At 45.4% G+C, this 13426-nt stretch carries 11 protein-coding genes; 9 read left to right on the top strand and 2 right to left on the bottom strand.

Features of this window, described 5'->3' with window-relative positions; all coding sequences use genetic code 11:
• The first annotated feature begins 1 nt into the window (after window position 1).
• The 5 genes from nuoL (at window position 2) to ICN20_RS09705 (ending at window position 6349) form a co-directional block, all read left to right on the top strand.
• Window positions 2–2062: an NADH-quinone oxidoreductase subunit L gene (gene nuoL, locus ICN20_RS09725; RefSeq protein ID WP_216239982.1), complete on the top strand. Its 2061-nt coding sequence runs from the start codon at window positions 2–4 to the stop codon at window positions 2060–2062.
• A 24-nt stretch (window positions 2063–2086) separates the two neighbouring features.
• The gene (locus tag ICN20_RS09720; protein WP_216239979.1) at window positions 2087–3553 is read left to right on the top strand and encodes an NADH-quinone oxidoreductase subunit M; all 1467 of its coding nucleotides are present in this window, start codon (window positions 2087–2089) and stop codon (window positions 3551–3553) included.
• A gap of 10 nt (window positions 3554–3563) precedes the next feature.
• Window positions 3564–5063, top strand: coding sequence for an NADH-quinone oxidoreductase subunit NuoN (nuoN, locus tag ICN20_RS09715; protein ID WP_216239977.1), 1500 nt, complete (start codon window positions 3564–3566; stop codon window positions 5061–5063).
• Between the two features lie 135 nt (window positions 5064–5198).
• Window positions 5199–5798, top strand: coding sequence for an NUDIX domain-containing protein (locus ICN20_RS09710; protein ID WP_370624545.1), 600 nt, complete (start codon window positions 5199–5201; stop codon window positions 5796–5798).
• Window positions 5799–5863: 65 nt separating this feature from the next.
• Window positions 5864–6349 (top strand): DUF1178 family protein, encoded by a 486-nt coding sequence (locus ICN20_RS09705; protein WP_216239975.1) that lies wholly within the window; start codon window positions 5864–5866, stop codon window positions 6347–6349.
• 70 nt (window positions 6350–6419) lie between these two features.
• Here ICN20_RS09705 and ICN20_RS09700 read toward each other — a convergent pair whose 3' ends face one another.
• The gene (locus tag ICN20_RS09700) at window positions 6420–7940 is read right to left on the bottom strand and encodes a CoA-acylating methylmalonate-semialdehyde dehydrogenase (protein ID WP_216239973.1); all 1521 of its coding nucleotides are present in this window, start codon (window positions 7938–7940) and stop codon (window positions 6420–6422) included.
• A gap of 162 nt (window positions 7941–8102) precedes the next feature.
• On the opposite strand from ICN20_RS09700, the gene ICN20_RS09695 reads away from it, so the two are divergent.
• Window positions 8103–9224 carry an NADH:flavin oxidoreductase/NADH oxidase gene (locus ICN20_RS09695; RefSeq protein ID WP_216239971.1) on the top strand — a complete coding sequence of 374 codons (1122 nt, stop codon included), beginning with the start codon at window positions 8103–8105 and terminating at the stop codon, window positions 9222–9224.
• A 27-nt stretch (window positions 9225–9251) separates the two neighbouring features.
• Complete coding sequence (locus ICN20_RS09690; protein ID WP_216239969.1) at window positions 9252–10226, top strand: tripartite tricarboxylate transporter substrate binding protein; 975 nt, start codon at window positions 9252–9254, stop codon at window positions 10224–10226.
• 8 nt (window positions 10227–10234) lie between these two features.
• On the opposite strand, the gene ICN20_RS09685 is transcribed toward ICN20_RS09690, so the two are convergent.
• Complete coding sequence (locus ICN20_RS09685) at window positions 10235–11545, bottom strand: amidase (protein WP_216239967.1); 1311 nt, start codon at window positions 11543–11545, stop codon at window positions 10235–10237.
• A 77-nt stretch (window positions 11546–11622) separates the two neighbouring features.
• On the opposite strand from ICN20_RS09685, the gene ICN20_RS09680 reads away from it, so the two are divergent.
• Both ICN20_RS09680 and ICN20_RS09675 read left to right on the top strand, forming a co-directional pair.
• The gene (locus ICN20_RS09680; RefSeq protein WP_216239965.1) at window positions 11623–12285 is read left to right on the top strand and encodes a SprT family zinc-dependent metalloprotease; all 663 of its coding nucleotides are present in this window, start codon (window positions 11623–11625) and stop codon (window positions 12283–12285) included.
• A gap of 49 nt (window positions 12286–12334) precedes the next feature.
• On the top strand, window positions 12335–13426 hold the full coding sequence (locus ICN20_RS09675) for a tartrate dehydrogenase (protein ID WP_216860018.1): 1092 nt from the start codon (window positions 12335–12337) through the stop codon (window positions 13424–13426).

The raw sequence follows: 13426 nt of genomic DNA, 5'->3' as shown, positions 1-13426 counted from the left end.
CATGCAATTGACCTTAAATATCCCCGTTCTTTGCGCAATTCCATTGGCGCCATTAGTAGGCTCCATCATTGCCGGCTTCTTTGGTACAAAGTTAGGCGGCAACCGCATTGGCCATGGCGCAAGTCAGTTTGTGACTATCTTGGGCGTAACAATTGCTTTCGTACTGTCTTGCAATGTTTTAGTGCAAGTGATGGATGGTTTCTATTTCAATGGCACCGTGTATCGCTGGATGCAGTTAGGTGAGCTTAATTTAGACATAGGCTTCCTGATTGATCCTTTAACAGCAACGATGATGTGTGTAGTGACCTTTGTGTCATTAATGGTGCATATCTACACCATTGGCTATATGCATGGAGAAGAGGGTTACAACCGTTTCTTCTCTTATATTTCTTTGTTTACTTTCGCCATGCTGATGTTGGTGATGAGTAATAACCTTTTGCAACTCTTCTTTGGTTGGGAAGCTGTGGGTGTTGTTTCTTATTTGCTGATTGGCTTCTATTTTGAGCGCCAGTCAGCTGTATTTGCCAATATGAAAGCTTTCTTGGTAAATCGTGTTGGTGACTTCGGCTTTATTCTGGGCATTGGCATTTTGTTGGCCAGCACAGGATCGATGCAGTATGACGTGATCTTTTCACAGAACTCAGCATTAGCAGCTCAAACACTTCCAGGTACAAGTTGGAACTTAATGACTGTCGCTTGTATTTGCTTATTCATTGGTGCAATGGGTAAATCTGCTCAATTTCCTTTGCATGTTTGGTTGCCTGATTCGATGGAAGGTCCAACACCAATTTCTGCTTTGATTCACGCTGCAACGATGGTTACTGCGGGCATCTTTATGGTGTCTCGTATGTCCCCGTTATTTGAGCTTTCAGATGCAGCCTTGAGCTTCATCTTGGTTATCGGCTCTATTACGGCGCTATTTATGGGTTTTCTCGGTATTGTGCAAAACGATATCAAGAGAGTGGTTGCGTATTCCACTTTGTCTCAGTTGGGTTACATGACAGTGGCCTTGGGTGTTTCTGCTTACCCCGTTGCGATCTTTCATTTGATGACCCATGCATTCTTCAAAGCGCTATTGTTCCTTGCGGCAGGTAGCGTGATTTTAGGTATGCACCATGAGCAAGACATGCGCAAGATGGGTGGCCTCTGGAAATACATGCCAATTACTTGCCTCATGATGCTATTGGGCAACCTTGCATTAGTAGGTACGCCGTTCTTCTCCGGTTTTTACTCAAAAGACTCCATCATTGAGGCTGTTGCTGCCAGCCATATCCCAGGCTCTGGATTTGCGTACTTTGCTGTGATGGCAAGCGTATTCGTAACCGCCTTGTACTCATTCCGTTTGTATTTTTATGTGTTCCACGGTAAGGCTCGTTGGGGCCATGAAGATGCTCATGCACATGGCCATCACCATGATCATGCAGAGCAGGGCGATGATCACGCTCATCATGGCTTAGCCCCCGGTCAAAAACCACATGAATCTCCATTTGTTGTGACTTTGCCTTTGATTCTCTTAGCTATTCCATCTGTAATCATTGGTTTCTACACCATTTCTCCATTGCTGTTCGGAACCTACTTTGGTGATTCCATCTTCATTGATCTTGCACGTCACCCAGTAATGAAGGAATTGGAAGATGAGTTCCATGGCCCAGTTGCTATGGCCATTCATGCTTTCACATCCCCTGTACTTTTATTAGTGGTGCTTGGTGTATTGACTGCTGCTGTTGGATACCTTTGGGCACCAAAGTTACCTACTAAAGTTGCGCAGACATTTGCACCAATCAAAAAATTGTTTGATAACAAGTACTACCTCGATGAAATCAATCAAGCTGTATTTGCTAAAGGTCTCATATGGATTGGTAGTTTCTTATGGCATCGTGGCGATCAAAAGATCATCGATGGTTTCTTTGTTAACGGCAGTGCGCATGCTGTAGGGCGCTTTGCTGGAGTTATTCGTCATTTGCAATCCGGTTATCTCTATCACTACGCCTTCGCAATGATTGCTGGCTTGGCGGTATTGCTTGCTTGGGTTTTGTACGCTTACCTGCCTTTTGTTCGCTAGGCCTTTGTTACTTAAGTAGCCACTATGATTCTTTCTTACGCCATTTGGACCCCGATTATCTTTGGACTCATTATTTTGTTTTATGGGTCTGAGAAGCCATCTGCCGGCGTACGCTGGTTAGCCTTAATTGGCGCTGTACTAGGATTTATTGCGACCCTTCCATTGGTAATTCATTTTGATATCGCCAATCCCGGGATGCAGTTTGTAGAAAAGATTAGTTGGATTCCGCGCTACGACATTAATTACTACCTAGGCATTGACGGTATTTCCGTTTGGTTCATTGTGCTTACTGCGTTCATCAATATTATTGTGGTGATAGCAGCTTGGGAAGTTATTGAAACTAAAGTATCCCAATACTATGCCTCCTTTCTAATTCTTTCCGGATTAATGATTGGCGTATTTTGTGCACTTGATGCCTTATTGTTTTATGTCTTCTTTGAGGCGACCCTAATCCCGATGTACATCATTATTGGTGTGTGGGGTGGCCATAACCGAATTTATGCTGCATTTAAGTTCTTCTTGTATACATTGCTAGGCTCATTGCTGACATTGATTGCCATGCTGTACTTGTATAACGTGACTAATACATTCGATATTTTGGCTTGGCAAAATGCTCGCTTAGATATCGTAGAGCAGATTTTATTGTTTGCTGCATTCTTCATGGCCTTTGCTGTGAAGGTTCCAATGTGGCCATTACATACTTGGTTGCCAGACGTTCACGTGGAAGCGCCAACCGGCGGTTCAGTAGTATTGGCCGCAATTATGCTTAAGCTCGGCGCTTACGGCTTCTTACGTTTCTCATTGCCAATCGCTCCAGATGCTAGCCAGTATTTGGGTCCATTCGTCATCTTCTTGTCATTGGTTGCGGTAATCTATGTAGGCGCAGTTGCTCTAGTCCAAAAAGATATGAAAAAGCTGGTTGCTTATTCATCAGTTGCGCATATGGGCTTCGTTACTTTAGGTTTCTTCCTCTTTAGCCCATTAGGTATTGAGGGCGGTATTGTGCAGATGATTTCTCACGGCTTTGTAGCTGGTGCCATGTTCTTGTCCATTGGTGTTCTATATGACCGTATGCATACACGTCAAATAGCTGACTACGGTGGCGTAGTGCATCGCATGCCTGCATTTACTGCATTTGCTGTTTTGATGGCAATGGCTAACTGCGGCTTGCCAGCTACCTCTGGTTTCGTCGGTGAGTTCATGGTGATATTGGCTGCTGTGGATTATGACTTCGTCATCGGTATCCTCGCAGCAACTGCATTGATATTGGGCGCTGCGTATTCCTTGTGGATGGTAAAGCGGGTATTTTTTGGAACTATCAATAACGCGCATGTTGAAGAATTAAAAGACTTGAACTGCCGAGAATATTTCTTGATGGCAGTTCTTTCTATCTGCGTAATAGGCATGGGCGTTTATCCAAAGCCGTTCACCGACATCATTCATCCAGCTGTAATTAATCTGCTTCAGCATGTTGCTGTTAGCAAACTCTGAGTAAGTACAAATGCAAGCATTCGATCTATTCGCCATCCTGCCAGAACTTGTTTTACTCGTAGCAACCTGCCTATTGCTTGTTGTTAGTGTGTATGTTCCTGAAAGAGTGTCATCTACCCCTGGTGTAGAGCAAGATATTTTCCATACGCCTCGTGGAGTTGGCTTTGTCTATTTCTTCTCACTCATCTTGTTGGCTTATCTCGTTTTCATGTTTATTGGGCGCATGAGTGATCCAGCTTTAGTGGCGATGAATGGCTTATTTCAGTCAGACCCATTTTCAAATCTTCTCAAGGCTTGTTCCTGTATCGCTGTATTAGTTAGCTTGGTTTATTCGAAGCAATACTTGATGGATCGCGCTTTATTCCGTCCAGACTTCATTGTTTTAGCTTTGCTTGCCTTGTTAGGCCAGTTCGTATTGATTTCTGGGGCCAATTTATTGACCCTGTATCTGGGACTTGAACTGATGGCGTTGCCAACCTATGCTTTGGTTGCTATGAGGCACAGCAGCGAGAAGAGTGTTGAGGCTGGTATCAAGTATTTCATCCTAGGCGCATTGGCATCTGGTTTCTTGCTTTACGGTATGTCGATGCTATACGGTGTTACTGGATCCCTAGATCTGATTGAGATCTTCAAAACTGTTGCTGATCCACGTGTGAATCATTTGGTTATGGCCTTTGGGTTGGTTTTCATTGTTGCTGGCTTGGCATTTAAATTAGGTGTTGTACCGTTTCATATGTGGGTACCGGACGTTTATCAAGGTGCGCCAACAGCCGTCACATTAATGATTGCTGCGGCTCCTAAGTTAGCTGCTTTTGCATTACTGTTCCGCTTATTGGTCAACACCTTATTACCATTACTGGGTGACTGGCAGCCTATGTTGGTATTGCTTGCGGTCTTATCACTCGTTGTGGGTAATGTGACAGCAATTGCGCAAACCAACATTAAACGCATGTTGGCTTACTCCGCAATTGCTCAAATGGGCTTTGTACTCCTGGGCATGTTATCGGTATTTGATGATCATGCGTTCAGTGCTGCCATGTTCTATGCAATTACCTATGTTCTGACAACACTAGGCACCTTCGGTTTGTTAATGGTCTTGTCTCGCAAGGGCTACGATTGTGAAACCTTGCATGGTCTTAAGGGGCTGAATAAAACGCACCCATGGTTCGCATTTATCGGACTTGTCATGATGTTCTCTTTAGCAGGAATTCCGCCTACAGTCGGTTTTGCTGCTAAGTTAGGCGTATTGGAGGCTTTGGTCGATGCACAGCACACCTTCTTGGCTGTGATTGCTGTATTGGCCTCATTGATTGGTGCTTTCTATTACCTCAGGGTGGTTAAAGTGATGTACTTTGATGAGCCTGACCATGAAATTACTGTTTCTGGGTCTGGCTTTGCCAAGGGGATTCTCAGTCTTAATTGTGTTTTGGTTCTCGCTATTGGTATTGTTCCTGCAGGTCTAATGAGTCTTTGCTTGGACGCTATGCGCCGAACACTGTTGGGCTCATAATCAGCGTCCAATATTTGATAAAGGCTCCGTAAGGGGCCTTTATTGTTTTTAAGCCTTCAAAATGACATTTAGATTCAATAAGATGACTTCTGAAGATTTCTTAATAAATTAAACATAGATTCATTATCAAGAGCCATGACTGAAAAATCATTTAAAGACCTGCCGACTGGTGACACACATTTACGAGAAGAACGCCTATCTGGCGAGGATATTTATGGCGGCATCTTTTTAAACATGAAGCGGGATAAGGTCTCCCTGCCTGATGGCGAAGAGGCCATACGCGAATATTTAACGCATCCAGGGGCGGTAGCTATTGTTGCGATTTTGGATGATGGCAGAGTGCTTCTTGAAAGACAGTATCGCTATCCGATTGCAAAAGCTTGCATTGAAATTCCTGCGGGAAAATTAGATCCAAGCGAGGATCATCTAGTTTGTGCGCAACGCGAACTTGAGGAAGAAACTGGATATACAGCAAAAAAATGGAGTTATATACGCCGGATCCATCCAGTAATTTCTTATTCAACGGAATTCATTGATATCTATCTGGCTGAAGATCTGGTTCCCGGAAAAAGCCATCTAGATGATGAAGAGTTTTTGGATGTGTTTGCCGCCCCATTGGAGCAATTAATGGCCTGGGTTGAGGATGGTGAGATTACAGATGTTAAAACCACAATTTCAGCGTATTGGCTGGACCGATACCGCAGGGGTTTGGTAAAGCCAAGCCCAATCAAATAGGCGATACCCAAACCCGATTAAAATAGGGGTATTGAATTTATCGTTTTTGCCCATATATACGTTTTATGAAAGTTTATAACTTAGCTTGTCCCTTAGATCATCGATTTGAAGGATGGTTTGCCTCGGAAGAAGATTGCCTTGCTCAACAAGACAAGGGAATGCTCGCGTGCCCTGTTTGTGACAGCACAGAAATCACACGCATGCCATCGGCTCCTCACATTGGCAAATCCTCCTCAACAGAGCTAGCCTTACCCAAGGCGCAGCCTGAAAATTTAAGTGGTGGCGTTGTTGCCCTTACTGGAAGCGATCATTCTCAGCTTGAGGCTCAAGTTCAGGCAGCCTTTTTAAAAGGTATGCGGGAACTCATGGGGCGCTCAGAGGATGTGGGCAATTCCTTTGCTGATGAAGCTAGAAAGATTCACTATAAGGAGTCCCCAGAGAGAAGTATTCGGGGTCAAACCACTTTAGATGAGGCTGATGCTTTAAGAGAAGAGGGTATTGACGTTTTATCTATGCCAATGATTCCTGCGCTTAAAAATACCCTGCAGTAATCAATTTCATTAAACACAGTCAATAAAAAAGCGATCCGAAGATCGCTTTTTTGATTATGACTTCCTAGTATTACTTAGAAGTCGGCATCACAAACTCTGCACCCTTAGCAATGCTCTCAGGCCAGCGCTGCATGACACTCTTTTGCTTGGTATAGAAGCGAACACCTTCTTTGCCATATGCATGCATATCGCCAAAGATGGACTTCTTCCAGCCGCCAAAGCCATGCCATGCCATCGGAACTGGAATAGGTACGTTAATACCAACCATACCAACTTGAACGCGACGGGCAAATTCACGGGCAATATTGCCATCGCTTGTAAAGCAGGCAACACCATTGCCGAACTCACAAGAGTTAACCAAATTGAGGGCTTCAGTAAAGTTGGCTACACGCAAGCAAGATAACACTGGTCCGAAAATTTCTTCTAAATAGATCTTCATATCTGGTGTGACATTGTCAAACAATGTGCCGCCGATAAAAAAGCCATTCTCGTTGCCAGGAACTTTGAGTCCGCGGCCATCAACTAGCAGTTTTGCACCGGAGGCTACGCCAGCATCAATGTAGCCAGTAATGCGCTCAAGAGCCGCTTTAGTAACGATAGGGCCCATTTCAGCATCAAGTTCCATGCCATTTTTGACTTTGAGAGTCTTTGTGCGCTCGATCAGTTTAGGCATGATCTTCTCTGCTACATCACCAACTAATACCGCTACAGAAATCGCCATGCAACGCTCACCAGCGGAGCCGTAAGCTGCGCCAACCAATGCATCAATTGCTTTATCAATATCAGCATCAGGCATGATGACCATGTGATTTTTAGCTCCACCTAATGCTTGGGAGCGCTTACCAAAGTGTGAGCAACGCTCATAGATGTAATTGGCAATTGGAGTAGAGCCCACAAAGCTTACCGCTTTGACATCTGGATTTTCAATTAAGGCATCAACCGCTTCTTTGTCGCCTTGCACCACGTTAAATACACCATCAGGCAGACCTGCTTCTTTAAGAAGTTTGGCCATAAATAATGAAGCGGAAGGATCTGTAGGGCTAGGTTTGAGAATGAAGGTGTTACCACAGGCAATCGCCACCGGGAACATCCACATTGGCACCATGACTGGGAAGTTAAATGGGGTGATACCAGCAACTACACCTAAAGGCTGACGCATAACCCAGTTATCAATACCGGTCGATACTTGCTCTGTGTAGTCGCCCTTGAGTAACTCAGGAATGCCAGTAGCAAATTCCACAATCTCAATGCCGCGAGTTACTTCGCCTTGGGCGTCAGTAAATACCTTGCCGTGCTCAGCTGTAATGATGGCAGCAAGTTCATCGCGATGAGCGTTTAATAATTCAAGATATTTGAACATGATGCGTGCGCGGCGCAATGGGGAGGTTTGACTCCAAGACACAAAGGCGGTCTGCGCATTGGCTACAACTGCATCAACCTCTTTGCGGCTAGCAAGCGCAACACGACGCGCTACAGTTCCTTTGGTCGGGTTGTAAACATCAGCAAAACGACCATCTTTAGGGTTAACTACATTGCCGCCAACAAAGTGGCCAATATCTTCTTTTGATTCAAAGGCTTGAGGTGCGTTCATAATCTCTTGTGGTGAGTATTTTTAAGGTTTTTAGTAATAAAGTCGCTCGGCTAAATAGCCTGCACGTCTTCGCTGTCTCGTTTATTCTGCTTTTTAAGTATTCTATCGCTTTACGACAATTTTCGTATTTTTGACCTAATTTTGGGCTATTCAAGGCATTTTATGAGTCTTTTATTTTCAACCTATACCCTCAACTCCCCAAAGGGGCCTCTAGCGCTGGCAAATCGCATTGTAGTTGCCCCTATGTGCCAGTATTCGGCCAATAACGGCGAGGCAACTGACTGGCACCTTATGCACTGGGGAAACCTGCTTAATAGCGGCGCAGCGCTCTTCATTATTGAGGCTACCGGGGTGAGCCCTGAGGCCCGCATTACGCCAGCTTGTCTGGGGCTTTGGGATGACCGTACTGAAGCCGCCTTAAAAGACAAATTGCATCGTGCACGTGTCTTGGCTCCAGAGGTTCCTGTTTTCATTCAGCTAGCCCATGCAGGACGCAAAGCATCCAGTGCCACCCCTTGGAACGGCGGCCAATTGCTCGCCAAGGATCAAGGCGGGTGGGAAACTTTAGCGCCTTCAGCTATTCCCCAGCTTGATGGCGAACGTCTTCCACATGAATTAAGCAAAGATGAACTAAAGAAATTGATTGATGAATTTGTGTCATCGGCAAAGCGCGCAGCACGCATTGGAATTGATGGTATCGAGCTTCATGGTGCTCATGGTTATTTGTTGCACCAATTTTTATCTCCTATCGCCAATCAACGCACCGATGAATATGGTGGTTCTTTTGAAAACCGCATTCGCTTTCCATTGGAGCTTTTTGCAGCCGTACGAGCAGCCTATCAAGGTGTACTTGGTATTCGAATATCCGCTAGCGACTGGATTGAGGGTGGCTGGACCCCAGAAGAGACGGCGAACTTTGCAAAACAACTGAAACCCCTAGGCTGCGATTTTGTACACATTTCTTCTGGTGGTATTTCACCTAAACAAAAGATTGCGATTGGGCCAAACTACCAAGTACCTTTTGCAAAGATTGTTAAAGACCAATCCGGTTTGCCAACAATGACTGTTGGACTCATCACTGAACCACAACAAGCTGAAGACATTTTGCAAGCAGGCGATGCGGATCTCATAGCTTTGGCAAGAGCATTTTTATACAAGCCTCGTTGGGGCTGGGAGGCTGCGGCAGTGTTGGGTGGCACGGTTACTGCAAATGAGCGCTATTGGCGTTGTTTGCCCCGTGAAGCGCAGGCAGTCTTTGGGGATGTAAAAGTAGGGCAACGATAAACTCTTAAAAAACGCTTGGAGACAGTAATGAACAAAATTTCAGTTATTCGAAGTGCGCTTACAGTTCTGAGTATAGGCATTGCAGGTTTAGCCCTAGCTCAATCCTTTCCTGATAGACCAATTACCCTGGTAGTGCCTAATCCACCAGGTGGCTTGGTAGATACCTCAGCCCGCCTATTGAGTGAGCCCTTAACGCGTGTGATTGGTCAACCTGTGATTGTTGATAACAAGCCTGGAGCGAGTGGCAATACAGCCTATCAATATGTTGCTAAAGCAAAGCCTGACGGCTATACCTTGTTAATTTCCTACTCTGGATATCACGTAGGCAACCCAGCTTTATTCGATAAATTGCCTTGGGATCCCATCAAGGACTTTTCTCCAATAGCCTTGTTGACTGTTTCAACAAATGTCATTGCAGTGCATCCTTCGGTTCCGGTCAATAACCTCAAAGAATTCATTGCTTACGCAAAAGCAAATCCAGGCAAGCTCAATTACGCATCTCAGGGCAATGGCTCTGTATCCCATATTGGTACTGAAATTTTCAAGCAAACTACCGGTGTAGATATGGTTCACGTTCCCTATAAAGGTTCTGGTCCAGCGATTCAGGATGTCTTGGCAGGGCAAGTTCAAGTCTTTATTAGTACGCCACCTTCTGTCATGCAGCACGTTCAGAGCGGCAAGCTTAAAGGCTTAGCAGTGACAGGTAAGAATCGTCATCCCGGCATGCCCAATGTACCCACTACTGCGGAGGCTGGCCTGCCATCATTTCAGTTGGAGTCTTGGGTTGCCTTATATGCCCCAGCTGGCACACCAGCACCCGTGGTTTCTAAGTTGACAGATTCGGTTAAGCAGAGTTTGGCGTTACCTGAAATTAAGGAGCGCGCAGACGCAGCGGGTGTTGAACTGCGTTATTTGGGACCAAATCAAACCGATGCACTGGTTAAGAAAGAGATCCCTTTCTGGAGCAAAGCTATCAAAGCTGCAAACATTACTCTAGATTAGTTAATGGACTATGCCTGATCTCGCAAAGTGGGGTCAGGCAATGCCAGCGCAAATGCGCGCGCGGCACTTAGTAAGAAATGATCTTTTCCGGGTCCGGCAATTAGCTGAATGCCAACAGGTAAACCATTAGGTCCATTTGCTACATTGATGTTGATGCAGGGCAATCCTAATAGAGTCCATCCTCGACAAAAAATAGGATCTCCTGTTCCATCCTTTATATTTGGCGCCTCGCCAATAGCACTTGGCGCAATCAATATATCAATCTCATCATTAAATAAATCTGTAACCGAGGCTTTTGCCTTACTAGCAAGAAGTATGTCTTTTGCATAATGATCGTAATGAATATCTGCACCGTCGCTTAGCTGCTTGGCTAGTTGTGAGCTTAATTTTTTGGCGTGGTGTACTCGCTCAAATAGTAGGCTGCGAGACATCTCAGAAAGCATAATCCGACTTTGCGCTTGAGTGAGCCCGTCACAGGCTTTGGGTAGCTTAAGATCATCAACGCTACCCTTCGAAAAACTTTCAGCCGCATGACGTGCCACAGCTAGTGCAGTCGCTGTTTCCTTGTGTGCTGCAGACCAGTTAGATGTTTTGCAAATAGCAATACGGGGTTTATTGTGTAGCGTTTCGATTTTTGCAAGGCGAAGATCTCCGCTCATTGCTGCAACACCAAGACCAACGTCTTCAATTGTTCTGCCAAAGCATCCCATGGTGTCTAGAGTTACAGATAGACTTTTAATGCCTGCAATGCTGACTTTGCCGTGACTGGGCTTGAAACCAACTACGCCACAAAATGAAGCCGGCCGAATAATCGACCCAGCGGTTTGACTGCCAGTTGCAAGCGGCACCATGAAGTCGGCAACAGCAGCAGCAGAACCACTCGAGGATCCTCCGGGAGTGTGTTTTGAATGATGAGGGTTGGTGGTGGCACCGCTCTTAAAGGCTGCAAACTCAGTTGTGACTGTTTTGCCCAAAATAATGCCGCCAGCCTGACGCATTAATGCAACCGATACGGCATCTGCAACTGGGTAGTGGTTGGCATAAATAGGGGAGCCGTAAGAGGTTGGCAAGTCGTAGGTGTCATAAAGATCCTTAACGCCGATAGGCAAGCCATGCAGAATGCCCTGAAATGACCCTTTATCGAGCTGTTTGGCACGAGATAGGGCGTTTTCCTTACCAAGACTAGTCCAGGCCTTCACGAGGCTCTCTTTTTGGCCTATGCGGTCTAAGCAGGAAAGCAATAAATCAGTAGCCTGAATTTCTCTTTTGGAGAGGGCTTTGATGGCTTGGGTGGCGCTGAGGCTTTCGAGATCTTTCATTCGTACATTCTACTTATGGTGGCGTATGATCGCAATTTACGGTTTTTGTTCCAGAATTTCGATAGAAGATAAGCTAGATGAAGCAACATACAGTTCGTGAAGCATGGTTGGAAGATGCAGTAAGACACCTAGAGCCCGTTTTTTCTAAAGCAGGCTACGCAATCCCTCCAGTGAGGGTTTCATGCGGCTTTCCAGCCTCAAGTAGCCCAAGAACAACCCTTGGCCAATGTTGGCCTCGCGAGCGCTCAGGCGGTGGCGTTAATGAGATATTTATCTCCCCTAAATTGGATGAGCCAGTACAGCTTTTAGACACCCTGGTTCATGAGCTTTGCCATGCAGTAGATGACTGTTTTAGTGGTCATGGTGAGGATTTCAAGGGTATTGCCCAAACAGTGGGATTGGAAGGTCCGGCCAGAATGGCGCATGCTACTGAGGAGTTGGTAGTAAAGCTAATGATGATCAGTCAAGAGCTCGGGCCATATCCCCATCAGGCAATTGTCTTTCCACCACCTAGGCCCAGTAATGCTAGTCGCAGTAAGGCTAAGTGCGGTCAATGTGGATATGAAGTCACCTTGCTAAAAAAATGGGCTAGCTATGGCGCTCCAATCTGCCCTAAAGACAATATTCGGATGCTAGAAGACATTCCTGAGACTATTGAGAATACGGACGACTACGATAGTGAATCCGTTGAAAAAGGGAGCAAGAAGGCTCCGGACGAAATCCGTCGTGCAATTAGCTAGAAATTTGTAAAATTAATCTTCAACAAAAATATAAAGAGACCCATAACTCATGAACGCAAAGAAAATTTTTAAGAATCCAAAGATCGCAGTGATTCCAGGTGATGGCATTGGCAAGGAAGTTATGCCAGAAGGCGTGCGCGCTTTAGAGGCTGCCAATCGTAAATTTAACTTGGGTATGCAGTTCGATCATTTTGACTTTGCGAGTTGTGATTACTATCTTAAGCACGGCAAGATGATGCCTGATGATTGGTTTGATACGTTAATGAAGTATGACGCCATCTTCTTTGGTGCAGTAGGAATGCCCGATATTCTTCCTGACCACGTTTCCTTGTGGGGAAGCTTGATTCAATTCCGCCGCGGCTTTGATCAATACGTCAATTTACGTCCAGTACGTTTATTGCCAGGAGTACCTTGCCCACTTGCCAATCGTAAGCCTGGTGATATCGATTTCTTTGTAGTGCGTGAGAATACCGAAGGTGAGTACTCCAGTGTGGGTGGCAAGATGTTCCCGGACACCGATCGTGAGTTTGTGATTCAGGAGTCTATTTTTACCAGACAGGGCGTTGATCGAATCTTGCAGTATGCATTTGACTTGGCTCAAAGCCGCCCTAAGAAACATTTAACTTCAGCTACTAAATCAAACGGTATAGCAATTACTATGCCTTACTGGGATGAGCGTGTAGAAGCGATGTCCAAGAAATTTGCTGATGTGCGCACCGATAAATATCACATCGATATTTTGGCAGCCCATTTTGTTATGAACCCTGATCGCTTTGATGTTGTGGTAGCAAGTAATTTATTCGGCGATATTTTGTCTGACTTAGGTCCTGCATGTACTGGAACGATTGCCGTTGCTCCATCTGGAAGTATTAATCCTGAAGGCAAGTTCCCATCCTTGTTTGAACCTGTTCATGGTTCAGCCCCAGACATCTTCGGCAAAATGATTGCTAATCCGATTGGCCAGATTTGGAGCGGGGCGATGATGCTTGATCACCTTGGCTATCCTGAGGCAGGTAAGGCTATATTTAATGCGATCGAAAAAGTTTTGGCATCTGGTCCAGGGCACGCGCCATTGACTCCAGATTTAGGTGGTACTGCGAAGACGGATGATTTAGGTAAGGCGATTGCAGCGGCAATCTAA

Source organism: Polynucleobacter sp. JS-Polo-80-F4 (assembly GCF_018881965.1).
GTDB lineage: Bacteria > Pseudomonadota > Gammaproteobacteria > Burkholderiales > Burkholderiaceae > Polynucleobacter.
This window is presented reverse-complemented; position numbering and strand designations above follow the sequence as displayed.